The organism is Amycolatopsis sp. NPDC104775 (assembly GCF_055583325.1).
The window spans coordinates 255,953-282,019 of the sequence record NZ_JBVJOE010000005.1 but is presented as its reverse complement, the minus strand read 5'-3'; the positions used below and the strand labels follow the sequence as shown (position 1 = coordinate 282,019).

At 70.7% G+C, this 26,067-nt stretch carries 27 protein-coding genes; 13 read left to right on the top strand and 14 right to left on the bottom strand.

Annotated elements, in window-relative coordinates:
- The first annotated feature begins 1 nt into the window (after nt 1).
- Nucleotides 2–1,522, top strand: coding sequence for an FAD-dependent oxidoreductase (locus ACZ63D_RS23915; RefSeq protein WP_465356554.1), 1,521 nt, complete (start codon nt 2–4; stop codon nt 1,520–1,522).
- A 91-nt stretch (nt 1,523–1,613) separates the two neighbouring features.
- Here ACZ63D_RS23915 and ACZ63D_RS23910 read toward each other — a convergent pair whose 3' ends face one another.
- Both ACZ63D_RS23910 and ACZ63D_RS23905 read right to left on the bottom strand, forming a co-directional pair.
- Nucleotides 1,614–2,237, bottom strand: a complete 624-nt coding sequence (locus ACZ63D_RS23910) for a hypothetical protein (RefSeq protein ID WP_465356553.1) — start codon at nt 2,235–2,237, stop codon at nt 1,614–1,616.
- 49 nt (nt 2,238–2,286) lie between these two features.
- Nucleotides 2,287–3,063: a lysozyme gene (locus tag ACZ63D_RS23905; protein ID WP_465356994.1), complete on the bottom strand. Its 777-nt coding sequence runs from the start codon at nt 3,061–3,063 to the stop codon at nt 2,287–2,289.
- A gap of 349 nt (nt 3,064–3,412) precedes the next feature.
- On the opposite strand from ACZ63D_RS23905, the gene ACZ63D_RS23900 reads away from it, so the two are divergent.
- The gene (locus ACZ63D_RS23900; protein ID WP_465356552.1) at nt 3,413–5,167 is read left to right on the top strand and encodes a hypothetical protein; all 1,755 of its coding nucleotides are present in this window, start codon (nt 3,413–3,415) and stop codon (nt 5,165–5,167) included.
- Nucleotides 5,168–5,213: 46 nt separating this feature from the next.
- Here ACZ63D_RS23900 and ACZ63D_RS23895 read toward each other — a convergent pair whose 3' ends face one another.
- Nucleotides 5,214–6,056: an oxidoreductase gene (locus ACZ63D_RS23895; protein ID WP_465356551.1), complete on the bottom strand. Its 843-nt coding sequence runs from the start codon at nt 6,054–6,056 to the stop codon at nt 5,214–5,216.
- Between the two features lie 99 nt (nt 6,057–6,155).
- Between ACZ63D_RS23895 and ACZ63D_RS23890 the strand changes: the two genes are divergently transcribed.
- The gene (locus ACZ63D_RS23890) at nt 6,156–7,052 is read left to right on the top strand and encodes a LysR family transcriptional regulator (RefSeq protein WP_465356550.1); all 897 of its coding nucleotides are present in this window, start codon (nt 6,156–6,158) and stop codon (nt 7,050–7,052) included.
- 20 nt (nt 7,053–7,072) lie between these two features.
- Complete coding sequence (locus ACZ63D_RS23885) at nt 7,073–7,651, top strand: hypothetical protein (protein WP_465356549.1); 579 nt, start codon at nt 7,073–7,075, stop codon at nt 7,649–7,651.
- Here the strand turns inward: ACZ63D_RS23885 and ACZ63D_RS23880 are convergent.
- Nucleotides 7,638–8,528 (bottom strand): glycoside hydrolase family 16 protein, encoded by an 891-nt coding sequence (locus ACZ63D_RS23880; RefSeq protein ID WP_465356548.1) that lies wholly within the window; start codon nt 8,526–8,528, stop codon nt 7,638–7,640. The two genes, ACZ63D_RS23885 and ACZ63D_RS23880, sit on opposite strands and share 14 nt — an antisense overlap.
- 216 nt (nt 8,529–8,744) lie before the next feature.
- On the opposite strand from ACZ63D_RS23880, the gene ACZ63D_RS23875 reads away from it, so the two are divergent.
- Genes ACZ63D_RS23875 through ACZ63D_RS23855 form a run of 5 tightly spaced genes read left to right on the top strand, consistent with a single transcriptional unit; the run spans nt 8,745 to nt 12,727 of the window.
- Nucleotides 8,745–9,566: a helix-turn-helix transcriptional regulator gene (locus ACZ63D_RS23875; RefSeq protein ID WP_465356547.1), complete on the top strand. Its 822-nt coding sequence runs from the start codon at nt 8,745–8,747 to the stop codon at nt 9,564–9,566.
- A 40-nt stretch (nt 9,567–9,606) separates the two neighbouring features.
- Complete coding sequence (locus ACZ63D_RS23870) at nt 9,607–10,461, top strand: oxidoreductase (RefSeq protein ID WP_465356546.1); 855 nt, start codon at nt 9,607–9,609, stop codon at nt 10,459–10,461.
- On the top strand, nt 10,458–11,168 hold the full coding sequence (locus tag ACZ63D_RS23865) for an SDR family oxidoreductase (RefSeq protein ID WP_465356545.1): 711 nt from the start codon (nt 10,458–10,460) through the stop codon (nt 11,166–11,168). The genes ACZ63D_RS23870 and ACZ63D_RS23865 overlap by 4 nt, the downstream gene beginning before the upstream one ends.
- Before the next feature lie 15 nt (nt 11,169–11,183).
- Entirely contained in the window at nt 11,184–11,522 is a 339-nt protein-coding gene (locus tag ACZ63D_RS23860) for a YciI family protein (RefSeq protein ID WP_465356544.1), read from the top strand.
- The gene (locus ACZ63D_RS23855) at nt 11,519–12,727 is read left to right on the top strand and encodes an RNA polymerase sigma factor (RefSeq protein ID WP_465356543.1); all 1,209 of its coding nucleotides are present in this window, start codon (nt 11,519–11,521) and stop codon (nt 12,725–12,727) included. The genes ACZ63D_RS23860 and ACZ63D_RS23855 overlap by 4 nt, the downstream gene beginning before the upstream one ends.
- Here ACZ63D_RS23855 and ACZ63D_RS23850 read toward each other — a convergent pair.
- On the bottom strand, nt 12,705–13,307 hold the full coding sequence (locus tag ACZ63D_RS23850) for a TetR/AcrR family transcriptional regulator (protein ID WP_465356542.1): 603 nt from the start codon (nt 13,305–13,307) through the stop codon (nt 12,705–12,707). The genes ACZ63D_RS23855 and ACZ63D_RS23850 overlap by 23 nt on opposite strands.
- 117 nt (nt 13,308–13,424) lie before the next feature.
- Between ACZ63D_RS23850 and ACZ63D_RS23845 the strand changes: the two genes are divergently transcribed.
- Nucleotides 13,425–14,858 (top strand): amidase, encoded by a 1,434-nt coding sequence (locus ACZ63D_RS23845; RefSeq protein WP_465356541.1) that lies wholly within the window; start codon nt 13,425–13,427, stop codon nt 14,856–14,858.
- Nucleotides 14,859–14,961: 103 nt separating this feature from the next.
- Nucleotides 14,962–16,038: a GDSL-type esterase/lipase family protein gene (locus ACZ63D_RS23840; protein ID WP_465356540.1), complete on the top strand. Its 1,077-nt coding sequence runs from the start codon at nt 14,962–14,964 to the stop codon at nt 16,036–16,038.
- A gap of 470 nt (nt 16,039–16,508) precedes the next feature.
- On the opposite strand, the gene ACZ63D_RS23835 is transcribed toward ACZ63D_RS23840, so the two are convergent.
- The 5 genes from ACZ63D_RS23835 to ACZ63D_RS23815 form a co-directional block, all read right to left on the bottom strand.
- On the bottom strand, nt 16,509–16,808 hold the full coding sequence (locus ACZ63D_RS23835) for a hypothetical protein (RefSeq protein ID WP_465356539.1): 300 nt from the start codon (nt 16,806–16,808) through the stop codon (nt 16,509–16,511).
- Nucleotides 16,795–17,022 carry a hypothetical protein gene (locus ACZ63D_RS23830; protein ID WP_465356538.1) on the bottom strand — a complete coding sequence of 76 codons (228 nt, stop codon included), beginning with the start codon at nt 17,020–17,022 and terminating at the stop codon, nt 16,795–16,797. Before ACZ63D_RS23830 ends, ACZ63D_RS23835 begins: the two co-directional genes overlap by 14 nt.
- A 19-nt stretch (nt 17,023–17,041) precedes the next feature.
- Nucleotides 17,042–17,494: an Lrp/AsnC family transcriptional regulator gene (locus ACZ63D_RS23825; protein WP_009078207.1), complete on the bottom strand. Its 453-nt coding sequence runs from the start codon at nt 17,492–17,494 to the stop codon at nt 17,042–17,044.
- A gap of 82 nt (nt 17,495–17,576) precedes the next feature.
- On the bottom strand, nt 17,577–18,719 hold the full coding sequence (locus ACZ63D_RS23820; RefSeq protein ID WP_465356537.1) for a M24 family metallopeptidase: 1,143 nt from the start codon (nt 18,717–18,719) through the stop codon (nt 17,577–17,579).
- Nucleotides 18,720–18,729: 10 nt separating this feature from the next.
- Nucleotides 18,730–19,227, bottom strand: a complete 498-nt coding sequence (locus tag ACZ63D_RS23815) for a MarR family winged helix-turn-helix transcriptional regulator (RefSeq protein WP_465356536.1) — start codon at nt 19,225–19,227, stop codon at nt 18,730–18,732.
- A gap of 75 nt (nt 19,228–19,302) precedes the next feature.
- On the opposite strand from ACZ63D_RS23815, the gene ACZ63D_RS23810 reads away from it, so the two are divergent.
- Together ACZ63D_RS23810 and ACZ63D_RS23805 are read left to right on the top strand one after the other, a co-directional pair.
- Nucleotides 19,303–21,381, top strand: a complete 2,079-nt coding sequence (locus ACZ63D_RS23810; protein WP_465356535.1) for an MMPL family transporter — start codon at nt 19,303–19,305, stop codon at nt 21,379–21,381.
- Between the two features lie 31 nt (nt 21,382–21,412).
- Nucleotides 21,413–22,357 (top strand): 5'-3' exonuclease, encoded by a 945-nt coding sequence (locus ACZ63D_RS23805; RefSeq protein WP_465356534.1) that lies wholly within the window; start codon nt 21,413–21,415, stop codon nt 22,355–22,357.
- A 45-nt stretch (nt 22,358–22,402) separates the two neighbouring features.
- On the opposite strand, the gene ACZ63D_RS23800 is transcribed toward ACZ63D_RS23805, so the two are convergent.
- Genes ACZ63D_RS23800 through ACZ63D_RS23785 form a run of 4 tightly spaced genes read right to left on the bottom strand, consistent with a single transcriptional unit; the run spans nt 22,403 to nt 26,051 of the window.
- Nucleotides 22,403–23,620, bottom strand: coding sequence for a GNAT family N-acetyltransferase (locus ACZ63D_RS23800; protein ID WP_465356533.1), 1,218 nt, complete (start codon nt 23,618–23,620; stop codon nt 22,403–22,405).
- 42 nt (nt 23,621–23,662) lie between these two features.
- Nucleotides 23,663–24,052, bottom strand: coding sequence for a DUF4333 domain-containing protein (locus tag ACZ63D_RS23795; protein ID WP_465356532.1), 390 nt, complete (start codon nt 24,050–24,052; stop codon nt 23,663–23,665).
- Between the two features lie 37 nt (nt 24,053–24,089).
- Entirely contained in the window at nt 24,090–25,289 is a 1,200-nt protein-coding gene (locus ACZ63D_RS23790; RefSeq protein WP_465356531.1) for a GNAT family N-acetyltransferase, read from the bottom strand.
- A gap of 51 nt (nt 25,290–25,340) precedes the next feature.
- Nucleotides 25,341–26,051 (bottom strand): DUF4333 domain-containing protein, encoded by a 711-nt coding sequence (locus tag ACZ63D_RS23785; protein ID WP_465356530.1) that lies wholly within the window; start codon nt 26,049–26,051, stop codon nt 25,341–25,343.
- Nucleotides 26,052–26,067 lie beyond the last annotated feature (16 nt).

Genomic DNA, 26,067 nt, shown 5'->3' with positions numbered 1-26,067 from the left:
CATGGCCTTCGCGATCACCCAGACCTGCTGCAACGACGCGACGTGCGTGTCGGTCTGCCCGGTCAACTGCATCCATCCGACGCCGGACGAGCCGGACTTCGGCACCACCGAGATGCTCTACGTCGACCCGGCGTCCTGCATCGACTGCGGCGCGTGCGCCGACGCGTGCCCGGTCGACGCGATCTTCCCGGTGGACCTGCTGACCGATTCGATGAAGGTCTACGCCGGGATCAACGCGGACTTCTTCGCCGACCGCCCGCAGGTCGCCGCGAACCCCGCGCCGAACTTCCACCGGTGGGGCCCGCCGACGTTCGACCGGGACATCCCGAGCGACCTCGAGCCCGCGGACGTGGCCGTCGTCGGCACCGGCCCGGCCGGGATGTACGCGGTGGAAGACCTGTTGCTGCACACCAACGCGCGCGTCACGCTGATCGACCGGCTTCCGGTCGCGGGCGGTCTCGTGCGCTTCGGCGTCGCCCCCGACCACCCGGACACGAAGCGAATCGGCGAAACCTTCTCGCGGTTCCACAACCACCCGCGGTTGAAGCTGAAGCTCGGCGTCGAAGTCGGCCGCCACGTGACCGTCGACGAGCTGGCCGAGCGGCACGACGCCGTGATCTATGCAGTCGGCGCTTCCTCCGCACGCGCTCTCGGTCTGGCTGGCGAAGACCTCCCCGGCAGCCTCGCCGCGACGACGGTGGTCGCCTGGTACAACGGCCATCCCGACGTCCCCGCCCACGCGGTCGATCTCTCCGCGGAACGGGTGGTGCTGATCGGCACCGGCAACGTCGCACTGGACGTGGCCCGGATCCTCACTGCCGATCCCGACGATCTCTCCGGCACGACCATCGCCCCGCATGCGCTGGAACGGTTGCGCTCCAGCAAGATCCGCGAGGTCGTCCTGCTCGCTCGGCGCGGTCCGGAAGACGCCGCCTACACCTCGCCCGAGCTGATCGCGCTGGCCCAGCGGGAGAACGTCCCGCTCGTCGTCGACACCGAAGACCCGCGCACCGCCGCCGCGATCGACGCTGGCGATGGAAAAGCCGCGCTGTTGAAGGACTTGGCCCGCGAAACGGTCGACTGGACGGCCCCTCCTGCGGACGGCCCACGACGGATCGTGCTGCGGTTCCACTCCGCGCCGCTGGAGATCACCGGCGACCGGCAGGTGCGCGGGCTGCGGGTCGACGGACCTTCCGGTCCCGTCGAGATCGCCGCGGGCCAGGTTGTCCGCGCGGTCGGCTACCGGGGCCGCCCGGTGCCCGGTCTCCCCTTCGACGAGGCGGCCGGAACGATCCCGAACACCGCGGGCCGGGTCGAGGGCCGCACCGGCGCGTACGTGGTGGGCTGGATCAAGCGCGGCCCGTCCGGCGGGATCGGCGCGAACCGGACCTGCGCCCGGGAAACGGTGGCTACCTTGCTGGCGGACATCACTTCCGGCGAGGTCCCCTTGCGGGGACGCCGGTCTCCGATCGCGGCGCTGGCTGCGCGGTTCCGGGGGCGGGTCAGCAGCAGCACGCCCTAGAGATCCGTGAGGGGAACCCTGAGGGAATCTGATTCCGTCAGGGTTCCCCTCACGAACCTCCGCACAGGTCAGGGAGAACGCCGCGGGGCGGTCACTCCGTCTTCTGCCGAGCTGCCAACGTCTCCTCCACCTCCGGCACCCAGTAACTCAGCTCCAGCGTCTTCACACTCGCCCAATGCGACAGCAGCCGCCCCTGCGCGACCAACGCCGGGCACGCCACCGCGAACAGCACCGCGGCGCACGCCGCGAACACCCAATGCGACCCGACGATCAGCTCCACCACCGACGCCACGAACCCGAACACCATCGCCGGGCTGGAGTTGCGCAGCATCAGCCCGGCGGTGCGCAGCCGGGTCGCCTCCATCGCCCCGTCGGCGTCGTGCAGCTGCAGCGCAGAAAGCAGCAGGAACGAGTCCGCATCGACGAACGCGCACCCGCGCGCCGACGGGTTCCGCCGCAGGAACTCCTCGCGCGCGTTCCGCTTCCGCCGCCGCGGCAGCCACCTCGACATCCGCGCGCCCAGCGGATAAGCCAGGTACCCGAGCAGATAGCTGGCCACCGCGACGCCGATCACCAGCAGCACTCCCGGCCCGCGGGCGACGGCGACCAGGTCGATCCAGTGCAGCCGTCCGGCGAGATAGGCCAGGACCGCCAGGTGCAGGGCGCCGGGAACGGCGTAGGCGAAGAGGTCGAAGAGTCCGATCGCGAAGGTCACCCGGCGATCCAACTACGACCGGACCCCCTCCGGTACGGCTTTCCGGCAATCACGCCGACGAACCGCCTCCCCTGGCGAGCGCCTCCACGCGGTTCATCGGCCCGTTGTAGTAGTTCTGGTCGCCGGGCAGGCTGCCGGTGCGCGAGAACTGCCAGATGCTCTGCTTGTCCCAGCCCGCCGGGAGTTCGCCGATCTCCGGGGCGTACCGGGCGAGCCACAGCGGGTTGGTGTCGCCGAATCCGCCCGCGTTGCCGGTGCAGAGCTTCCACCACGACGTCGAGGTGTAGATGATCGCGCTGCGCCGCTGTTTCGCCAGGTAACGGTGGGTGAAGTCGGCGATCCACGCGGTCATGTCGGCCTGGCTCTTGCCGTAGCAGGCGTCGCCGTACGGGTTGTATTCGATGTCCAGCGCGCCCGGCAGCGTCGTGCCGTCGCCATGCCACGCGCCGCCGTGGGCGATGAAGTAGTCGGCTTGTTCCGCGCCGCTGGAGACGTCCGGGCGGGCGAAATGGTAGGCGCCGCGGATCAGGCCCGCGTCGTGCGCGCCGTTGTACTGCTGGTCGAACTGCGGACTCACGAATCCGGTGCCCTCGGTGGCCTTGACGTAGGCGAACCGGGCGCCCGCGCCGGCGGCCTGGCCCCAGTCCACCGCGCCCTGGTGCCCGCTCACGTCGTGGCCGAGGGTCTGCCCGGTCGACGGGTCGAGCCGCGGGCTACCGCTTCGCACGCCCTCGTGCCGGAGGATTTGGGAACCGGCCACGTTTTCGGCGGCCTTCGAGTAGTCCGCGGCCGCGGCGGGGCCGGCGGTCGCGACGCCGCAGGCCATCGCGAGAGCCGACGCGACGGCGGCGAAGCCGAACCGCCAGGTGTTGTCCGTTGCTGTCCGGGTCACCGAGACTCCGATCTTCACGGCGGCAGGTCCAAGGTCATCGTGGAACACAACGCGGCGCGAGGCAGGCTGGGTCACCCGGACGTGAACGGAATTCCGATAGCCGGAATCGCGAGTGGTCCAGACAACCGTGACCGAGTTGTGACCGGCGGCGCCGAGCGGGGCGTTTAATTTGTTGTGGCCGACCACAAACTGGTGGGTAAATTCCCTACCGCGGAGGTGTCCCCACATGAACCGCGCTTCTCGACCACCCGGACGGCCGTCCCGATCCCGCGGACCTGCACTGATGGCGCTGACCCTGCTCGCCGCGGCCGGGCTCGCCGTCCCCGCCGCCGCGGCCCCAGCGTCCGGGCAGGCTGGCTGCACCGGCTCGGATCAGCCGGATTTCGGGCCGAACGTGCACATTTTCGACCCGGGAATGCCTTCCGCGACGATCCAGGCCCAGCTGGACAAGGACTTCGAGGCGCAGAAGGACACCCAGACCGCGCAGTTCGGCCCGGGCCGCGTCGCGCACCTGTTCAAACCGGGTACCTACGCGGTGCACGACAACGTCGGCTTCTACACCTCCGTCGCGGGCCTCGGCCAGAATCCGGACGACGTCCAGATCAACGGCGACATCACCGTGGACGCCTTCAATCCGTCCGATCAGGGCTCCGCCTTGCAGAACTTCTGGCGTTCGGCGGAGAACATGGCCGTCACGCCTTCCAGCGGCAGCGACCGCTGGGCGGTGTCGCAGGCCGCTCCGTTCCGCCGCATGGACATCAAGGGCGGGCTGCAGCTGTTCCCGGCCAGCTACGGCTACGCGAGCGGTGGCTACGTCGCCGACACCCGGGTGTCCGGCCAGGCCGCCTCGGTATCGCAACAGCAGTGGTACACGCGGGATTCGGCGCTGGGCAGCTGGGACGGCGGCGTGTGGAACATGGTCTTCTCCGGGACCACCGGCGCGCCCGCCAACTCGTTCCCGAACCCGCCGGAAACCACGCTCGACACCACGCCGGTGTCGCGCGACGTGCCGTACCTGTACGTGGACGACGGTGGCAACTACCGGGTGTTCCTGCCGTCGCTGCGTACGAACGCGTCCGGGCCGAGCTGGGCGAACGGCGGCACCTCCGGCGATTCCGTGCCGATGAGCCAGTTCCGCGTCGTCAAGCCCGGCGACACCGCGGAGAGCATCAACAGCTCCCTCGACTCCGGCTGCAACCTGTTCTTCACCCCCGGCACCTACCACCTCGACCAGACGCTGAACGTGACCCGCCCGGGCACGACCGTGCTCGGCATCGGCTACCCGACGCTGATCCCGGACAACGGCGTCGACGCGATGCACGTGTCCGATGTGGACGGTGTGCGGATGAAGGGCCTGCTGTTCGACGCGGGGACCCAGAATTCGCAAGCTCTGCTGACCGTCGGCGACCCCGGCCAGCACACGAGCCACGCGGCGAATCCGACTTCGCTGCAAGACGTGTTCTTCCGCGTCGGCGGCGACCTGGCGGGCAAAGCGACCAACAGCCTGGTAGTGAACAGTGATAACACGATCGTCGACCACGTCTGGGCGTGGCGCGCCGACCACGGCAACGGCGGCACGGTCGGCTGGACCACGAACACCGCCGACACCGGCGTGCTCGTCAACGGCGACAACGTGACCGCGACCGGGCTGTTCGTGGAGCATTACCAGAAGTTCCAGGTCGTGTGGAACGGCCAGAACGGCAAGACGATCTTCTTCCAGAACGAAATGCCCTACGACGTCCCGGATCAGGCTTCGTGGAATTCCGCGCCCGGCACCGCCGGGTACGCCGCGTACAAGGTCGGCCCGGACGTGACGTCGCACGAGGCGTGGGGCCTGGGCAGCTATTGCTTCTTCGACACCAACCCGGCGGTTTCGAGCTATCACGCGTTCGAGGTGCCGCAGAACGGCGGGGTGAAGCTGCACAGCCTGCTCACGGTGTCGTTGAACCACCGCGGCACGATCACCCACGTCGTGAACGACACCGGCGACGTCACTCCGGACGGCACCAAGCCGGTCAACGTCCCGAATTATCCGTGATCCGCGCTGGTGGCCGCCTCTCCACGCGGGAGGCGGCCACCAGCCCTCAGTCCAGCGCGGTCGCCCGGCTCACCGCCTCCCACGAGTCGAGATCCTTGGTCAGGGCCGCGATTTTGCCGCGAATCGCGTCCACCGCGTCGCCGCCGAGCGCGAGCCGAAGCGGTGCGTCCGGCGCGTCCACGGCGCGGAGAATCGCCGCCGCCGCTTTCGCTGGGTCACCGGGCTGCGTCCCGTCCATCCCCTCGATCGCGGCGCGGGTGGCGGCGGTCGATTCGGCGTAGGCGTCGATCGTCCGGGACCGGTGCATCGCCGCGCCGCCGAACGACGTCCGGAACGCGCCCGGCTCCACGATCAGCACCTTGACCCCCAACGGCGCGACCTCCGCCGCGAGCGCCTCGGAAACGGCCTCCAGCGCGAATTTCGCCGCACAGTAGGCCCCGAACGCGGGCGGGGCGAGCAATCCGCCCATCGAACTCATCTGCACGATCGTGCCGCTCCCCTGTTCCCGCAGCAGCGGGACGACGGCCTTGGTCATCGCGACCGCGCCGAAGAACATCACCTCCAGCACCGCGCGCAGCTCCGGCAGCGTCAGTTCTTCCACCGCGCCGACCGACCCGTGCCCGGCGTTGTTGACCAGCACGTCGATCCGGCCGAACTCGTCCAGCGCGGTCCGCACCGCGGCGTCGATCTGCGCCGGATCGGTGACGTCCAGCGCGGCTGTGCGCACTCGGTCTCCGCCGGAGTCCAGCAGGTCGGCGAGCGTCTCCTGCTTGCGCGCGGTCGCGAGGACCCGGTCCCCCGCGGCGAGCGCGGCCTGGGCGAGTTCGCGGCCGAAGCCGCTGGAGCACCCGGTGATCAGCCAGACGCGGCCGTCGGTTTCCTCGGTCATTGAGCAGTCCCTCCAGTGCTTTCGTCTGCCCGTCGATCGTGGCCCGCGCTCGCCGGGGTCCGCCAACACTGGTTCCCTGGCGGGCTACAGTCTCAGCCTGTGACCCCTGAGCTGCGGCAGCTGCGCTACTTCGTCGCCCTCGCCGAAACGACGAGCTTCACTCGTGCGGCCGCGACCCTCCACATCGCACAGCAGTCGCTCTCGCAGCAGATCACCGTCCTGGAACGTCAACTCGGCGCGAAACTCTTCGACCGCGACGCTCGCGGCACCCGGCTCACGCCGATCGGCGAGCTCTTCCTGCCGGAAGCACGCGCGGTGCTCGCCCGCGCCGACTCCGCGGTGGCGACCGTCGCCCGGGCGGTCCGCGGCGAGATCGGCACCCTGCGGCTGGCTTTCCTTGCCAGCACAGCGAATTACCTGCTCCCACCCGTCGTGCGCGCCCTCCGGGAACAGCTTCCGGAGTTGATCGTCACCACCGCCGAAGTCGCCATCGCGGAACTGGCCAACGGCGTGCTAGGCGGCCGCTTCGACGCTGGCTTCACCCGCCCTCCGCTGGTCGACGGCCTGGAGACGCACACCCTGCTGACCGAAGAGGTCTGCGCGGTCCTCCCGTCCGGCCACCGCTTGGCCGACCGTCCGTCGCTGCGCCTGGCCGACCTCGCGGACGAGCCGTGGGTGCTGACGCCGCGCACGTCGTGGGAACCCTGGCACCGCAAGTACGACAACGACTTCGCCGCGGCCGGGTTCACTCCGCAGGTTGTGCAGCGCACCGCGACAGTGCAGGGGTTGCTGGGCCTGGTCGCGGCCGGAGTGGGAGTGACGAGACTGGCGCGGTCCGCGCACAGCCTGCGCCGCACCGGGGTGGTGTTCGTACCGCTGGAAGGCGAGTCCGCGCACACGGTGGTGGCGTGGCGCGCGAACGGCCCGCATCCGGCCGCGCTGCTGGACGTGGTGACGCGGTTGGCGGAAACGACGGATCTTTCCGGCGCGGGCTGACATTCCGGGATACTGCCGCGGTGACATACACCGAGTGGATGGTCGAGCGGGCGCAGGATTTCGATTCGCTGCGCGGCAGGCGCATCGAGTCGTGGGCCGGCGCGGAGATGGCTCTGCGGGAACACGGCCCGGACGGCGGTCCCCAGTTCACCGACCCGGCGGTGCCCTGCCTGCAACTGTGGGGCATGCAGGCGTATCTGGACGACGGCCGCGCGCTGCGGATCGGCACGTACCAAGACGACGACCTGTTCGGGTTGTGGCCGCATCGCCGCCCGGATTCCCGGCTCGAGAACCGGGAGATGTGGGACGGCATCTATCGCTGGACGGCTCTGGCCGAACTTCCGACCGGCCCGGTCGAGGACGTCGTCGTCTTCGCCGAAGAAAACGTGCTCGCCGAAGTCGACCTGCGCGTCGGCGGCCGTTCGCTGCTTCTCGTCGCGGGCGAACTGGAGGAGTGCGGCCCCGGGCTCTCGTTCATCCGCCTCGACGAATCAGTCCTCGCGTTCACCGATCCCGCCGCGGCCGAGCGCGTCGCATGGTCGACACCCCAGCGCGACCGCGTCCGGATCGACCCGTGGCCGAAGATCAGCTTCCGCTGACCTTCACCGAAAACGCGTCGATGCTCATCCCCGCTCCCGGCGTGATGTCCGCCCCCGGGCTAGTGCACCCGCACACTTTGTTCGGATAAGACCCGCCGATCGCCACGTCGAAGATCGCGAAGAACCCGTGGTCCACCGCCGCCTTCCACGTAGCATCAGACACCTGGTTCTGCTTCACCGCGAAGGTTACCTTGCCGTCCAAGGAAAACCGCAGCTCCTCCGCAGCCGCGTCCCGTCGGTCCACCACCACCGAATACGTGTGGTACCCGGACTTGCATCCGCCGCAGTCCTGCAGGTCGCTGCTGATCCCGTCCGGATCGTGGCACTCCCCCGCCCACTGTCCACAGTGGAACGTACTGGAATGCTTGTCCAGCGCGTTGACGTTCTCCATGACGTCCAGCTCGCCGATGCTCGGCCAGTTCGTCGCGCCGACCGGCCGGGCGTCCGCGCCCATCGCCCAGAACGCGGGCCAGTAGCCCAGTCCGTGCGCGGGGTCGGGCTGCTGGATGGTCGCGCTCATCTCCATCTGCCCGCCTTCGGGGGCGCCGAAGTCGGTGCGCTGGGTTTCGATCCGCCCGGACGTCCACGCGCCGTTCGCGTCCCGCAGCGGCTTGATCACCAGGTGCCCGGCTCCGTCGTGGTAGACGTTGTCCGTCGAGTCGGTCGCCGTTTCGATCTCGCCGGTGCCCCAGTTCGCCGCGCCGCCCGGGTAGCCGGTTCCCTTGTCGTAGAGCCAGTTCTGGGGATCGAGACCGGTGCCGGCGGGGCCGTCGAAGGTGTCCTCGAACACCGTGGTCCAGGTTTCGGCCGCGTGCGCGGGCGCGGTGGCCATCGACGCGGCGGTCACGACTGCCAGGAGGAGCGGGATTCGGCGCATGGTTCGCCTTTCCGGTGGTGGGGTCCTCCCAGCAGGGTCGGCCAGGTCCGCTGACCAGTCAAAACAGTCTGCCTGCCGGTTCCGCGGCCGAGGTCCGGGCGGGCACAGCGGCGCGGGAGAGGTTTGAACCACTGCGCCGAGGGGTACCGCGAGGGTGGGAGAACCACACCCCCTTTGCGTCCCCCGCGGCCGCCGCGGCCGATCTAGCCTGGTCCTATGAGCGACAGCAACCTTCTCGGCGAGTTCCTGCGAGCCCGGCGCGGCATCACCGCACCGGCGGACGCGGACCAGCTCGCCGACACCCGGCGCCGGGTCAGCGGCCTGCGCCGGGAGGAGGTCGCCCAGCTGGCCGGGGTGAGCACCGACTACTACGTGCGGCTTGAGCAGGGCCGGGAGCGCACGCCGTCGGCGCAGGTCGTCGAGGCGCTCGGCCGGGCGCTTCGGCTCGACGACGAGGCGCTCGCCCACCTGCATTCGCTGGCCCGGCCGAAAAAGCCCAGGCGACGTCCGGCGAAGGAACGCGTCAGCTCGCGCCTGGTGCAGCTGATGGACGCGTGGCCGCAGACGCCCGCCGTCGTGCTCGGCCGGTGCATGACCGTGCTCGCGGCCAATCTGCTCGGCGAAGCGCTGTTCGCCGGGCACGAGCACAGCGGCGACCTGCTGCGGCTGGTGTTCCTCGACCCCGACGCCCGGGACTTCTACCCGGAGTGGGAGCAGGTCGCGGTCAACACCGTCGGCGGGCTGCGCTCGGCGGCGGGCGCCGATCTGGACGATCCGCTCTTGATCGAGGCGGTCGGCGAGCTGTCGCTCAAGAGCGCCGATTTCCGCCGGTTGTGGGCGCGCCACGATCTCCGGCAGAAAACGCACGAGACGAAACGGTTCCGGCACCCGCTCGTCGGAATGCTCACCCTGCACTACGAATCGATGACCGTGAACAGCGCTCCCGGCCAGCAACTCGTGGTGTACCAAGCGGATCCGGGCAGTCCGTCGGAGGCCTCTCTGGGGCTGCTCGGGAGCCTCGCCGCGGGCAACCGCTGATCCTTTTTCACCATTTCCGAATTTCTCCAGGGGTAGATCCATGTCTGAAAACACCGCACCCGTCTGGTTCATCACCGGGTGTTCCACCGGCCTCGGCCGCGCGCTGGCGGCGGCCGTCCTCGATCGCGGCCTGCGCGCGGTCGTGACGGCCCGCGATCCGGAACGCGTCGCCGACCTCGTCGCCGCGCACCCGGGACGCGCACTGGCCGTCGCGCTGGACGTGACCGACCAGCAGCAGATCACCGATGCGGTCGCCGAGGCACACCGCGTCTTCGGCCGGATCGACGTGCTCGTCAACAACGCCGGCTACGGCTACCTCGCCGCTGTCGAAGAGGGCGAGGACGCCGAGATCCGAGCGTTGTTCGAGGCCAACGTCTTCGGCCTGATGGCGATGACCCGCGCGGTCCTGCCCGGGATGCGGGCGCGGCACAGCGGCCACGTCGTCTCGGTCTCGTCGCTCGGCGGGCTGGCCGCCTTCGGCGCGACCGGCTACTACCACGCGACCAAGTTCGCCGTCGAAGGCTTCACCGAGTCGCTCGCCGCCGAGGTCGGCCCGCTCGGCATCGGCGTCACGATCGTCGAACCGGCCGCGTTCCGCACCAACTGGTCGGGTCCGTCCATGCGGGAATCCGCGATCCGCATCGACGATTACGCCGGCACCGCGGGCGCGCGCCGCACCTCGACGCTCGCCGCCTACGGCAAGCAGCCCGGCGACCCGGACCGCGCCGCGAGCGCGGTGATCGACGCCGTCGCCTCGGCCGAACCGCCGCTGCGGCTGCTTCTCGGAAAGGCGGCCTACGACATCGCCACCGCCCGCCTCGACACCCTCCGCACGACGTTCGACGACTGGCGCGACGTCACGCTGTCCGCCGATTTCCCGAAGGAAGCCGAATGAGCAAAGTCGCCCTTGTTACCGGTGCCAGCAGCGGCATCGGCGAAGCCACCGCCCGCCGCCTCGCCGCGGACGGCTGGCGCGTGATCGCCGGAGCGCGCCGCGAAGACCGGCTCGAAGAACTCGCCGCCAGCACCGGCGGCATCGAAGCCCGCCGCCTCGACGTGACCGACCGAGCCGACGTCGCCGAGTTCGTCGACCGCGCGGTGCGCGACCACGGCGAGATCGACGCGTTCATCGCGAACGCCGGGGTGATGCCGCTGTCCCGGCTGGACGCCGGGCTGGTCGCGGAATGGGACCGGATGATCGACGTCAACGTCCGGGGCCTGCTCCACGGCATCGCCGCAGCGCTGCCGCACTTCACCCGCCAGGGCCGCGGCCACTTCGTGACCGTCGCGTCGATCGGCGCGCACCAGGTCACGCCGACCGCGGCGGTGTACTGCGGGACGAAATACGCGGCCTGGGCGATCACCGAGGGCCTGCGGCAGGAATGCGACCCGTCGATCCGCGTCACCACGATCTCCCCCGGCGTCGTCACCTCGGAACTGGCGGAGACAATCAGCGATCCGCAGTCGCGGGAGTTCATGCGGAGCTACCGCAAGGACGCCATCGCACCGAAAGCGATCGGCGACGCCATCGCCTACGCTCTCGACCAGCCGGCCGACGTCGACGTCAGCGAGATGATCGTGCGCCCGGCCCGGCAACGCTGAGCGAAGGAGGCGACCGTGCCGCAGTACCTGCTCGGGATCTGCCAGCCCGACAGCGGAACCCCGGAACCCGAGGTGCTGGCGGACATCGCGGCGCGCCTCGAAGCAGTGACCGACGAGATGAAGGCAACCGGCGTCTGGGTGTTCTCCGGCGGGCTGCATCCGGCGGCCGCCGCGAAGGTGGTCCGGGCGTCCGGCGATGACGTCCTGTACACCGACGGCCCGTTCGCCGAGGGCAAGGAACACTTGGGCGGCTTCACCATCGTGACCGCACCCGACCCGGAAGCCGCGACGGAATGGGCGCGGCGAATCTCGGAAATCACCACCTTGCCGGTGGAAGTCCGGCAGTTCCAGTGATCTCGACGGCCGTGCTCGAACGGGTCTTCCGCGCCGAGCACGGCCGCGCGGTCGCCGTGCTGGCCCGCGTCTTCGGCGATCTCGGCCTCGCCGAGGACGCGGTCCAGGAGGCGTGCGCGATCGCCACCGTGAAATGGCGGGCCGAAGGACTTCCGCCCAGCCCCGCGGGCTGGCTCGTCACCACCGCCCGCCGCCGCGGCATCGACCGGCTCCGCCGCGAATCGGCCCGCGCCGACCGGCACGCGCAAGCCGCGCTCCTGCACGCCAGCGAACCCTTCGACGAAGGCGCGGTGCCCGACGAACGACTGCGGCTGATCTTCACCTGCTGTCACCCCGCTCTCGGCACCGCCGCCCGCGTCGCCCTCACCCTCCGGCTGCTGGGCGGACTGACCACCGCCGAGATCGCGCACGCGTTCCTCGTCCCGGAATCGACGCTGGCCCAACGACTGGTGCGGGCCAAAGCCAAGATCCGCGCCGCCCGGATCCCCTACCGCGTACCCGAGGCGGCCGATCTCCCTGACCGGCTCAACGCAGTTCTCGCCGTGCTGTACCTGATCTTCACCGAGGGCCACACCGCCAGCAGCGGCACCGACCTCACCCGGCCGGACCTCGCGTCCGAAGCGATCCGCCTGACCCGGATCCTGGCCGACCTGCTTCCCGGCGAACCCGAAGTGCTGGGCCTGCTCGCCCTGCAACTGCTCACCGAATCGCGCCGCGCGGCCCGGCTCGACGCCGACGGCGTCCCGGTGCTGCTGCCCGACCAGAACCGCGATCTCTGGAACCGGACCTTGATCGCCGAAGGCCAGGACCTCGTCCGCCGTTGCCTTCAACTCGACCGTCCAGGGCCGTACCAGATCCAGGCCGCGATCAACGCCGTGCACAGCGACGGCACCGATTGGGCCCAGATCGTCGCGCTCTACGACCACTTGCTCGCACTGGCCCCCACCCCGATCGTCGCGCTCAACCGCGCCGTCGCGGTCGCCGAGGTCGAAGGCCCGGCCGCCGCACTGACCATTGTGGACAGTCTGGACCTGCGAGACCGGCACCTGTTCCACGCCGTCCGAGCCGACCTGCTCGCCCGCCTGGGCCGTGCCGCCGAAGCCGCCGAGTCCTACGACACCGCGCTGCGACTGGTCGCCAACGAGGCCGAACGTCTTCTGCTGCAAAGAAAACGCGCCGCGCTCAGCTCGGCCGCCCCCGGCTGATCACGCCTTCGACGATCTTCGTCAGGTGCGCGCCGACGTTCTCGACGCCGCCGTTCTGCACCGCGATCTGCGCCCCCTCCATCGCGAACGTCAGCTCCGCGGCGCCCAGGTCCGGGTCGGGCAGGCCGAGCCCCTCGCACATCGCCCGGAGCCTGCCGAACTGCCGGGTCTTGTGCTCGCGGATCAGCCGCCGCGCGGGATGGTCCGGGTCGGGCAGCTCCGCGACCGAGTTCGTGAACGGGCAGCCGCGATGGGAGAACCCGGGCAGGCCCTCGACGATGAACCGCCCGACCGCGCGGATCTGCTCCGCGTAATCGCCGGGATGCCCCTGTTCAGCCGCGTCGAACGCGGACGAATAGTCGTGCACGACGATCCGCAGCCATTCCGCGATGAGCGCGTCCTTGGTGCCGAAGTGCCGGTAGATCGCCATCTTCGTGGTCCCGGCGCGGTCCGCGATGGCCTGGACCCCCACCCGGACCACGCCCTCGTTGAGGAACAGTTCCTCGGCCGCGTCGAGGATGCGCTCGCGGGGCGGCAAGGTCGCGACCCGCGTCGGCCGCCGGGCGGAGGCACTCGTCATCGGTTCTTCCTCCGGGGCTCTGGCAGTGCGGTGCGTCACCGGCTACGGTACACAACCGTGCCCTGTGATACCACTCGGTATCACCTGATCCCGCTGAGTCTCACGAAGGATGCGCTGGTGAAAATCTCCGAATACGCGAGCCACGACGCGGTCGGCCTGGCCGATCTGATCGCCCGAGGCGAGGTGACCGCCGCCGAAGTCGCCGACGCCGCCGCGCGAGCAGTCGAAGCGGTCAACCCGCAGCTCAACGCCGTAGTCGAAACCTGGCCGCCCGAAGACACCCCGGCACCCGGTTCTGCCCCGCTGGCGGGCGTCCCGTTCCTCATCAAGGACCTCGGCGTCACCATGGCAGGCAAACGCAGCGAACTGGGCAGCCGGTTGGCCGCAGGCGCCGTGTCGCCCGAGGACTCGTTCCTGATGCGCCGCTTCCGCCGCGCCGGCCTGGTCACGATCGGCCGCACCACCACCCCGGAAATGGCCTACAGCACCACGACCGAACCAGAGTTCTACGGCGCGACCCGCAATCCGTGGTCCGTCGACCGCAGCGCAGGCGGCTCCAGCGGCGGCTCCGGCGCAGCGGTCGCCGCCGGAATCGTCCCGCTCGCCCACGCCACCGACGCCGCGGGTTCCATCCGAGTCCCCGCTTCGTGCAACGGATTGTTCGGCCTGAAACCCACCCGAGGCCGGGTTTCGCAGGGCCCCGGCGCCGACGAGATCTTCAACGGCCTGGCCGTACAAGGCAGCCTGAGCCGAACCGTGCGCGACAGCGCCGTCCTGCTGGACCTGATCGAAGGCCCCGAACCCGGCGACCCGTACTTCGCCCCGCGCCCGGACCGCCCCTACGCTGCGGAAGTCCAACAAGACCCAGGCCGCCTGCGAATCGCAATCCTGCGTGACCCCTGGGGCGGCCGCCGCCCCACCGACCCAGTCTCCACGGCCCTGTCCGAAACCGTGCGACTGCTGGAATCCCTAGGCCACACCACCGAAGAGACCCCGCTCGCCCTAGGCGTCTCCTGGGAAGAGTTCGTCCTGAGCAACGCCCGGATCTGGACCGCGAACCTCGCCCCGTGGATCGACAGCATCGCCGCCGCCACCGGCCGCCCGGTCGACGAGACCACCCTGGAGCCAGTCACCCTCGCCAGCTACCGCTACGGCCACCAGGTCACCGCCGACGAGTTCGTCCGCGCCCTCGCGATCCGCAACCAGGTGTCCCGAACCTTCGCCCAGCACTTCGCCCGCTACGACCTCCTGCTCTCCCCCACCCTGCCCGAACCGCCGCTCCCGCTAGGCGTCTATGGCGAGGGCGCGGACCAGCTCGACGGCCTGGGCTGGCTGGACCGCGTCCTGACCTTCTCGCCCTACACCGCCGCCGCGAACGTCTCCGGCGTCCCGTCGATGTCCATCCCGCTCGCCGAACCGGACGGACTCCCGATCGGCATGCAGTTCACCGCCGCCTTCGCCCGCGAAGACCTGCTCTTCCGCCTGGCCGGACAACTCGAACAAGCCGCCCCCTGGACCCACCGCAAACCACCGGTCTGGGCAGCCGCCTGACCCTCCATGAGTCCACAATGGACAGCTACCAGGCGGTGACCCGCGTCCCAGCCTCCGCGATCCCTGACGTCGGGGCCTCAGTTCTCGCTAGACTTGGCGAGCGATGCGACGATTCCGGTGGTGGTGGGGGGCGCTGGTCCTCGCCTGCGTAGCTGTCCTGGCGGGCTTTTTCGTCTTTTTCGGCAGCGAAAGCCGCCCTGGCCAGCCCTTTCCGCGCCAAGGCCCGCCCGGCCGCGGCCCGCTGACCGTCGTCGCGATCGGCGACAGCACCGTCTCCGGCGAGGGCGCGGGCGCCTACAGCCCCGACACCGACGGCAAGAACGGCGACTGGTGCCACCGCTCGTCCGCGGCGTTCGTGCAGAAGGTCCGCCTCCCCGGCATCACCGCCCGGGTCAACCTGGCCTGCTCCGGCGCCCCCGCCGCCCAAATAGCCCTAGGCGACGCCAAACAATGGGGCGAACGCTCCCAAGCCGCCCAATTGGCCGACGTGGTGAAAAACCACCGGGTCGCAGCGGTCGTGATCGCAGTCGGCGCGAACGACGACCCGAAATTCTCCGCCCAGGTGAACGAATGCTTCAAGGCTTGGTTCTCCGCCGACGGCCCGTCCTGCAACGTCGCACTGAAAGAAACCTGGAAGTCCAAAGTGGACGCCATGGTCCCCAAAGTCGCGAACGCGGTAGGCGACGTGAAAAAAGTACTGGCCGACGCGGGATATGTTCCCGCGGACTACCAGTTGGTTCTCCAGTCCTACGCCACCCCGGTCGGCCCGGACATCCCCGCAGACCTGCAAAGCCTCAACGGTTGCCCCTTCCGCACCGACGATCTGCAGTGGATTTCGACCACCGGAATCAGCACCCTCTCCGCAGGAATCAAACAAGCAGCCACCCAATCCGGCGCCCGTTTCCTCGACCTGGCCCGAGCAGGCGAAAACCACGAAGCGTGCTCCGGCGGCCCGAACCCGGCGTCAGAATGGTTCACCCGCCTCACCCTGCACCTGAACGACCTGACCCAGGTCGACCGGGCAACCCACGCACTGCAGGAATCCTTCCACCCCAACGCCGCCGGACACGCCGCCATCGCCGACTGCCTGACCGACTTCCTCAAGACCCAGCAAGGCAACGCCTCCTGCCTAGCCGGCCCCGACGGAAAACTCCACGCCGTCCCCGAACCAGTCAGCTAGCCCCCGCCTGCCCCTTGCGCAGGCCCGTGAGGGCCACCCTCACGCCCCCTGATTCCCCCAGGGTTCCCCTCACGACCCACCACCGTCCGCGAGGGGAACCCTCACAGCCCACCCGCACCCCGGTGCCAAACGCCCCCTATGCCCATTCGGTGCATCTCACGCACCCAATGCCACATTGGGGCGCGCCCCCCGCCCTAACAGACAGCCGCGAAACCCACCCCCCGCCAAACACCCAACCCCCGCGCCCCACCCACCAACCCGCACCCCACGCACCCAACCCCCCAAGGCACCCACACTCCCCCGCACCCCGATACGAAGCCAAAAACGCGGGCGGCGGGTGCTTGTCAAGGCATCTTTCCCGCCTTGACAAGCACCCGCCGCCCGTCGTCACAATCCAGCTTCGGGGTGCCCACCCACGACACCACGGCAATGTCGCCCCCCAGGGCGACGAGCCGAACCCCCCACAAGACTCACAAATCCAACGCAGCCCTCAAAGCCACATCGATCTGCTCCTGAACATCCGCGTCAACCTCCGCGATCCGCTCCGCCAGCCAAGGCCGATACAACCGCGTGAGATTCAACGTGGACACCCAATACCGAGCATCCACCGCCACCCCGAGAATGTCCTGCGGATCCCGATCCAGCAGCTCCGTCCCGAGCAGCCAAGGCCGCTCGGACTCATTCACCCCGTCGGACGACAGCAGCACCACAGTCCGCTGCCGCGCGGGATCAGTAGGCGGGTGGTAAGTCCAGACCTCACCCCTGCGCACGCATCTCCTTCTCCGCCGCGGCCCTCTCCGCCTCGTCCGCCTCAGCCGACGGCGTGGCAGGAGCGCGCTGCGGGGTATACCCGGTCCGGACAGCCTCGCGCCGGGCCGCCTTGGACAGCCAGGACGAGACCGAGATTCCGTGTGCTTTCGCGGCTCGCTCGGCGTACTCGAGCGCACCGGTGTCGAGCGAGAGTGTCACCTTACGTGTCGCCATACCTTTTACCGTACCACTCTCACAGCGTCGGCGACCTGCCTTCGAACGGGGTGGACAGCACGACGGTGGTCCGGGTGGACACTTTCGCCGCCTCGCGGATCCGCCGGAGCAGGTCCTCGAGGCCGAGCGGGGAGGCGACCCGCACCAGCAGGATGTAGGACTCGTCCCCGGCCACCGAGTAGCAGGACTCGATCTCGGTGATGTGCTGGATCCGCTGCGGGTAGTCGTCGGGCGCGGCCGGGTCGTTGGGAGTGAGCGAGATCAGCGCGGTGAGCGGGAGCCCGATCTGCTCGCCGTCGAGCCGGGCGGTGTAGCCGAGGATGACACCGCGCTGTTCGAGGCGGCGCACCCGCTGGTGCACCGCCGACACCGACAGCCCGACCCGTTCGGCGAGGTCGGTGAAACTGCGCCTGCCGTCGGCGGCCAGCTCCTGCACGATCGCCTGGTCGAGCGGTTCCAGCGGCCCGCTCATGCCGTCACCTCCGTACCGAGTCGCACGCGGGCCGATCCGGCGGCGACGGCATCAGCAGCGATGATTCGCTCGCGAGCTTCGCTCATGCGTCCAGCACGACCAGTTCGTGCGGCCGGGTGTTCACCGGCTCGACGCCCGAGTCGGTGACGAGCACGATGTCCTCGATCCGCGCGCCCCAGCGGCCCGGCTGGTAGATGCCCGGTTCGACGCTGAACGCCATGCCCGCTTCGAGCGGCAGCGCGTTGCCCGCGATGATGTAGGGCTCCTCGTGCACGTCGAGGCCGATGCCGTGGCCGGTGCGGTGGATGAAGTACTCGCCGAACCCGGCGGCGTCGATGACGTCGCGCGCGGCCTTGTCGATGCTCTCGGCGGTGGCGCCGGGGCGGACCGCGTCGACCGCCGCCTGCTGCGCGCGCTGGAGCACGGCGTAGGTCTCGGCGACGTCGGCGTCGCGGGGTTCGCCGATCGAGTAGGTGCGGGTGGAGTCGGAGTTGTAGCCCTCGGGCACCGGTCCGCCGATGTCGATCACGACGACGTCGCCGCGTTCGATGACGCGCTCGGACACGTCGTGGTGCGGGCTGGCTCCGTTGGGGCCGGAGCCGACGATGACGAAGTCGGCGTGCGTGTGGCCCTCTTCGACGATGGCGGCGGTGATGTCCGCGCCGACCTCGGCCTCGGTGCGGCCTGCCCGCAGCCATTCGCCCATCCGCGCGTGCACGCGGTCGATCGCCGCGCCCGCCTTGCGCAGGGCTTCGATCTCGGCGGCGTCCTTGCGCATCCGCAGCTCGCGCACGATCGGCCCGGCGAGGGTCTGCTCGGCGTCGCCGAGGGCGGCGCGCAGGGACAGCACGTGCAGCGCCGGGGTGAAGTCGCTGACCGCGATCCGGCCGGGCTTGCCGAGCCGGTCGGCGACCAGCCGGTACGGGTCGTCGCCGTCGACCCAGGTGAGCACCTCGACGCCGAGTTCGTCGGTGGGCACGCCGGCGTAGCCGGGGGCCTCGAGCTTCGGCACCACGAGCGCGGGAGTGCCGTCGGCGGGAACGACGAGGGTGGTCAGCCGCTCGAACGAACCGCCCGCCTGGCCGAGCAGGTAGCGCAGGTCGGATCCGGGCGCGACGAGCAGCGCGTCGGTGCCGGCGTCGGCAGCCGCTTTCGCGGCGCGGTCGAGACGGGCGCGGAGCGCGGCGGCGTCGGGAGCGGGCGTGTGGAGGGATCGGCTCGACATGACGCCGAGCCTAGTACCCGGAGCCGCCGCTGCCGTCCCGACCGGCCGGGGACGCGGCGGGACGGTCTTCGCGCAGGCCGGAGATCAACTGCACCAGCTGTTCGCGGAACCGCTCGTCGGCGACCGCGGCCCCGAACGAGCCGGTGCGGTCCCGCTCGGCGCGGACCGCCCGCGCGTGCACTTCGCGTCCGGCCGCGGTGATCGCGACGAGCCGGCGGCGGGAGTCGGCGGGGTCGGGCGCGCGGGCGACGAACCCTTCCCGGGAAAGCCGTTCGAGGGTGCGGCTCATCGTCTGGTCGGTCACCTCGCAGCGGCGGGCGAGCGCGCGCTGCGCGAGCGAACCTTCGCCGAGCAGGTGGAGCACGATCAGCCCGGCGTGGGTCAGTCCCAGCTCCGCGAGCACCGAGGTCCACCGCTGTTCGACCAGCCGCGCCGCGACGGCGAGCAGCCGCCCGGTCGGCCACGAGGCCAGCTCGTCGGGGCCGGGCGCGGTCTCCCCTGGGTCCATCGGTCCTCTCCCGTGCGATATGTTCAGCTTGCTGAACGTTTCTCCCCGTCATTCGCCTGAAGGACTGTATCCACCATGGCCGAGCCCGCACTCCCGCCCGCGTCGAGCCGCCGGATCCGCTGGGTGCTGCCGGCGCTGCTCGTCGTCGTCTGGCTCGCCGTCGGCGGCATCGGCGGGCCGTTCGCCGGAAAACTGAGCACGGTTTCGAAGAACGACAACGCCGCGTTCCTGCCGCGCTCGGCCGAGGCGACGCAGGTGCAGGACGAGCAGAAGGCGTTCGCTCCGCGCCCGACGCTGCCCGCGGTGGTCGTCGCCGAGCGCGAGTCCGGGCTGACCGGCGCCGACCGCGCTTACCTCGGCGGCCTGCCCGCGCGCACCGCCGCGGTGGCCGGGGTCGCCGGCCCGGTGAAGCCCGCGACCTTCTCCGAGGACGGCAAGGCCGCGCAGCTCTCGGTGCCGGTCGACGCGGCCGGGAATCCGGCGCAGATCGTCAAGGAGGTCCGGGAAAAGCTCGGCGGCGGCCCGGACGGGCTGACCGTGCTGGTCACCGGGCCGGGCGGGCAGATCGCGGACCTGGTGACCGCCTTCGGCGGGATCGACGGCGTGCTGCTGATCGTCGCGGGCGCGGTCGTCGCGCTGATCCTGCTCGTGGTCTACCGCAGCCCGCTGCTGCCGTTGCTGGTCCTGGTCTCGGCGGTGTTCGCGCTGGCCCTGGCGAGCCTGGTGGTCTACCTGCTGGCGAAGAACGACGTCCTCGCGCTCAACGGGCAGAGCCAGGGGATCCTCTCGATTCTCGTGTTCGGGGCCGCGACCGACTACGCGCTCCTGCTGGTCGCCCGGTTCCGCGAACAGCTGCGCGACACCCCGGGCCGCTTCGAGGCGATGCGGCTGGCCTGGCGGGCGACGCTGGAGCCGGTGGCGGCGTCGGCGGGCACGGTCGTGCTCGGCGTCCTGTGCCTGCTGTTCAGCGATCTGAACTCGAACAAGGGACTCGGCCCGGTCGCCGCGATCGGGATCGGCGCGGCGCTGCTCGCCTCGACCACCTTCCTGCCCGCGATGCTCGTGCTGTGCGGGCGGGGCGCGTTCTGGCCGTTCATGCCGCGGCACGGTTCGCCGCATCCGGAGGCTTCCGGGATCTGGGGCCGGGTCTCGCGCACGGTCGGCACGCGCCCGCGCGCGGTCTGGGTGCTCTCGGCGCTGGTGCTCGTCGCCGGGGCGGCGTTCCTGCCGCAGCTCAAGGCGTCCGGCACCGCGCAGTCCGACGTGTTCCTCGCCAAGGTGGATTCTGTCACCGGCCAGGAGGTGCTCGGCCGGCATTTCGCCGCCGGGTCGGGATCTCCGGCGGTGATCGTCGCCAACGCCGGCGCCATGGGCGAGGTGGCCGAGGCCGCGCGGGTGCCGGGCGTCGCGGCGGTCTTCCCGCTCGCCGGGCCCGACCGGCGTCCGCTCGAAGCCGGCGGCCGGGTCGAGTTGCTCGCGATCCTTTCCGCGCCGGCCGATTCCGAGGACGCGGTGGCGACCGTCGGCAGGATGCGCGACGCCGTGCACGCGGTGCCCTCGGCGGAGGCGAAGGTCGGCGGGCAGACCGCGATCCAGCTCGACACGCAGGAGACCTCGCGCCGGGACCGGGCGGTGATCATCCCGATCGTGCTGGTGGTGATCTTCGCGGTGCTGGCCTTGCTGCTGCGCGCGCTGCTGGCTCCGCTGCTGCTGATCGCGACGGTGGTGCTGTCGTTCGCCGCCACGATGGGGGTCTCGGCGCTGGTGTTCAACCACCTGCTGCACTTCCCCGGCGCGGATCCGGTGGTGCCGTTGTTCGGGTTCGTGTTCCTCGTGGCGCTGGGGATCGACTACAACATCTTCTTGATGACGCGGGTGCGCGAGGAAACGAAACGGCGGGGCACCCGGGACGGAACGCTGCACGGGCTCGCGGTGACCGGCGGCGTGATCACCTCGGCCGGGGTCGTGCTGGCGGCGACGTTCTCGGCGCTGGCGGTGATCCCGATCCTGTTCCTCGCCCAGATCGCGTTCATCGTCGCGTTCGGCGTGCTGGTGGACACGCTGCTGGTCAGGTCGCTGCTGGTGCCCGCGCTGACGGTGGATCTCGGCGGGCGCGTCTGGTGGCCGTCGCGGCTGGACCGGCGCGTCGGATGAGCCGGCGGGCCGGGCGTGGCAGGCTGTGCGGGTGACCGGACCACTCGCTCTCCTCGATTCCGCGAGCCTCTACTTCCGCTCGTTCTACGCGCTGCCCGATTCGATGACCGCGCCCGACGGGACGCCGGTCAACGCCGTGCGCGGGTTCACCGACACGATCGCGCGCATCCTGACCGACCGCCGTCCGTCGCGGCTGGTCGCCTGCCTCGACGCGGACTGGCGGCCGAAGTTCCGCACCGATCTGCTGCCGAGCTACAAGGCGCACCGGGTCGCGGTGCCCGGCGACGGCGGGGCGGACGTCGAAGAGGTGCCGGACACGCTGACCCCGCAGGTGCCGATCATCCTGGAGGTGCTGGAGGCGTTCGGGTTCGCTGTCGCGGAGGCGGACGGGTACGAGGCGGACGACGTGATCGGCGCGCTCGCGACCCGGGAGAAGGACGCGCCGGTCGAGGTGATCACCGGCGACCGCGACCTGTTCCAGCTGGTGCGCGAGGAGCCGACGCCGACCTCGGTGGTGTACGTCGGGAAGGGCTGGGCGAAGGCGGAAGTGCTGGGGCAGCGGGAAATCGCCGAGAAGTACGGCGTTCCGGCCGAGCACGCCGGGCCCGCCTACGCGGACATGGCCGCGTTGCGCGGCGACCCGTCGGACGGGCTGCCCGGCGTGGCGGGAATCGGCGAGAAGACCGCGGCGAAGCTGATCACCCAGTTCGGTTCGCTGGAGGAACTCGTCGCCGCGGCCTCGGCCGGGGACCCGCGAGTGCCGCTGAAAACCCGGCTGCGGCTGTCGGAGGCGGCGGACTATCTCGCCGTCGCGCCCACCGTGGTGCGGGTCGCGGTGGACGCGCCGGTCGAGCAGTCCGGGCCGGACGCGGTGCCCGCCGCTCCGGCTGATCCGGAGCGCGTGGCGGAGCTGGCCGAACGGTGGAACCTGGGCCGCTCGGTGGAGCGGCTGCTGGCGGCGCTGCCCGGAGCGTGATCGTCGGGGAGGGTTCCCGCTGAACGCCGGAACCCTCTCCGACGGTCAGAAGTGCGTGCCGGTCCAGGGTTGCGCGCCGGTGCGGAACAGCGCGTCCACCCGGGCCAGCGTTTCCGCGGTCGCGCCGGTGATGCGGCCGGACAACGCCAGCGGACCGGCCTCCCACGCGCCGAGGTACAGCATGGCGAGGGTGTCGACGTCGAGCTGCAGATCCGCGTCGTCCTCGGTGCGCTCGACCCCGCTGCTGCCGACCCGGTACCGGCCGCGGTTGTTCGGCAGCATCCGGTCGTTCACCTCGAACACCACCGGTTCCGCGGAGCCGTACGTGCGGGCAGCGAGCGCCGCTTGCACGTCGAGCAAGCGCAGCCACAGCTCGTCGTCGACGCCGACCGTCTGGGCCCGGCGCGGGTCGGCGAGCAGCAGGCCCACCGGGTCGTCCACGGGGCAGCCGCGCGCGTTGACGACTTCGACCAGGTCGACCGACAGCAGGAACCGCCACAGCCCGGCCAGTGCTTCCGGGGTCGCGGCGTGCATGTCGTGGATTTCGAGCGCGGCGCCGCGTTCCGGGTCGAGGTAGCTGTTCTGCGGCACGACCTGGAAGGCCGCGTAGCCGTCGTCGCCGTCGGGTCCACTGTGGACAGCGACGCGGCGATGGCCGCCGTCGGGGTGGAGATGCCAGTTGAAGGCGATCGGCCACCACAGGTCCGGGCGGGCGATCCAGCCGGGACGGCCGGTCTCGATCCGTTGGTACAGCGAGGGAATCGTCGCGATCGCCTCGTCGGCGGAAAGCAGCCGGACGCGGCCGGGGGCGGCGACGGTTTCGCGCAGCGGAGCCGGTTTCCGGACTTGCAGGGTGGCCATGCGGGTCGCGACGCCGTAGCCGAAGCGGCCGTAGATCACCGCTTCGCTGGCGTGCAGTGCGGCGACGACGTGGCCGCGCCGCACGAAGTCGTGCAGTTGCCGGTCCATCATCGCGGTGAGCACGCCGCGGCGGGTCCAGTCCGCGCGGACGCCGACGCCGTCGACCGCGGCCATCGAAACCGTGGCACCGCCGGGGACGGTGAGCCGGGTGGCGAACGAGCTGGCGATGCCGATGGGTTCGCCGTCGTGGAACGCCCCGGTCCGGCCGTCCGCCGTCCAGGACTCGCCGATCCGCGCCCAGCGCTCGTCCGAGGGCGGGTTTCCGTGCAGGGACCGCACCAGAAGGTCGAAGGTCGCCCGGCTTTCGGAATCGGTGATCTGGCGTACCACGTAGTCGCTCATGCCCCGATTGAACCAATTGCCGCCGTCGTCCGGCTATCGGATTTACTGCGGCGGGTCGACGCGGTAGTCGCCGTCCGCGCCGGTCACCGTGATGGGGACGTGTTTCGTGGCGCCCGCGATGTCCACAGTGCACTGAAACCGCGAGCCGTCGGCGACGGGCTGCCGGTCCGGGCAGGACACCGTGCCGACGTTCGCCATCTTGTAGTCGGTGGTGAGGAGCCGGGCGACGGCCGAGGCCATCGCCCGGGAGTCGAACACCCGCCTCGCCGCTGAGCTGGGCGGCGCCTCCGACGACGACGCGGCGCCCGGCTGCGCGGGGGTGTCCGGCGTGACCGTGACGGTGCGCACCGGGGGCTCGGGAGTCCCGCTGTCGCATCCCGCGGCGGCGAGCAAACCCATGCCGCACAACAACAGCACCCGCACGGCGCGCATCAAACCCGCTCCTCTGCGCGAAACCTCTGGTCAACGGTCAGAAGAACGTACCGCACCACACCGATTCGCGCGTGCCGAAGAGAACGTCGGCGGCCTCGGGCGCGGCCGGGTCGAGCACCTCGATCCGGCCGGTGTCAGCGAGCGCGGACGCGCGCCACGTTCCGAAGTAGAGCATGGCGAGGGTGTCCACGGAGAGCCGCAGCGACGGCTCGGCGTCAGTGCGGGCGGCGCCGTCGGGGCCGACGAGGTAGCGGCCGTCGTTGCCGGGCAGCGACCGGTCGGAGACTTCGAGCACGACGGGTTCGGCCGAACCGTAGGTGCGGGCGGCGAGCGCGGCGGGCACGTCGACCAGCCGGAGCCAGCTTTCGTCGTCGGTGCTTTCGGTTTTCGCCATTCGCGGGTCGGTGAACAGCAGCGTGTGCGGTTCGTCGAGCGGGCGCATCGGGAGGACGATCTCGTCGACCAGGTCGACCGACAGCAGGAACCGCCACAGTCCGGCGAACGCGGCCGGGTTGGCGTAGTGGAACGCCATCACCTGCAGTTTGGCGTGCTCGTGGGTGTCTCCTTCGACGTGGTAGATCAGGAAGCCGTCTTCGCCGTCCGGGCCGCGGTGCACGGCGGTCTGGAGCAGTTTCGCGCGGCGGCGAAGCGATGCCTCGTGCCCCGGCCAGTAGACCTCGGGCCGGGTCATCGCGGCGACGCGGCCCATCGCGGTCGCGGCGTACAGCTCCGGCCATTTCGGGGCTGCCTCGTCGACGCCGAGGACGGTGACCTCTCCCCCGGCTGGCACGTCCGGACGCAGCTCTGCCCGATGCCGGTCCACCACGACTCGCTTCGCGAGCGTCGCGATTCCGTAGCCGTAGCGGCCGTAGATCGCGCCTTCCGAGGCGTACAGCAGCGCGAGCGCGACGCCTCGTTCGGCGAAGTCCGCGAGCTGCGCGGACTGCAACGCGCTGAGCACCCCGCGCCGGGTGCGTCCGGCGCGGACGCCGACGCCGGTGACCGCGGCCAGCGGAAGCCGGGCTCCGCCGGGGACGACCATTTCCGCCGCGAAAGACCGGGCCGTGCCGATGAGGTCCGGTTCGAAGACGCCCCAGCTGCGTTCGGCTTGGTACGCCGTCGAGACGCGGTCCCATTCTTCGTCGGTGCCGGGCTGGACGTGCAGCGCGGCCCGGAACAGGTCCCACGCCTCGCGCTGCTCGCCGGGACGGAGGATGCGGACGGTGCGGTCGCTCATGCCCCGATCATCGCCGGGACGGCCGCCGCACCGCCACTGAATTGAACGGCGTCACTTGGCCGCGGGCGGCGAGACCTCGTAGTTGCCGTCGTTGCCCTTGACCGTGATCGGGACCTGCTGCGGTTTGCCGTTGATGGTGGCGGTGCACTCGAATTTCGCGCCGTCCTCCACCTTCTGCTCGGCCGGGCAAGTGACCCCGCTGACGCCCTGGATCTTGTAGGTGTCGGTGAGCAGCTTCGCGACGTCGGTCTGCATCTGGTTGTTGTTGAAGACCTGGGTCTTGAAGAAGCCGGGCGCGACGAACCCGAGGATCGCCACGACGGCCACCACGACGACGAGCGCGCCGATCCCGATGAACAGGCCCTTCTTCGACCCGCCGCCCGAGGATTCCGGCGCGGCTCCGCCGGGCTGGCCGTAGTCGTACTGGCCGGGCTGCTGCTGGCCGCCGTACTGCTGCTGCGGCTCGCCGTAAGGCTGCTGCTGGCCGTAGGAGGGCGGCTGCTGCCCGTACGGCGGCGGCTGCTGGCCCCACTGGGGTTGCTGCTGCTGTTGCGGGTATCCGCCGGGCTGCTGGCCGTACTGCGGGTCCTGGCCGTAAGAGGGCTGCTGGCCGTACTGCTGGGGCGGGTAAGGCTGCTGCTGCGGCCCGCTCTGCGGGTACGCGCCGCCCGGCTGCTGCCCGTAGTTCGGGTCCTGCCCGTAGGGCTGCTGCCCGTACTGGGGCTGCTGCCGCGGGTCGTTGCCGCCATACGGCGTGCTCATCGTTAGCCTCCGCCTT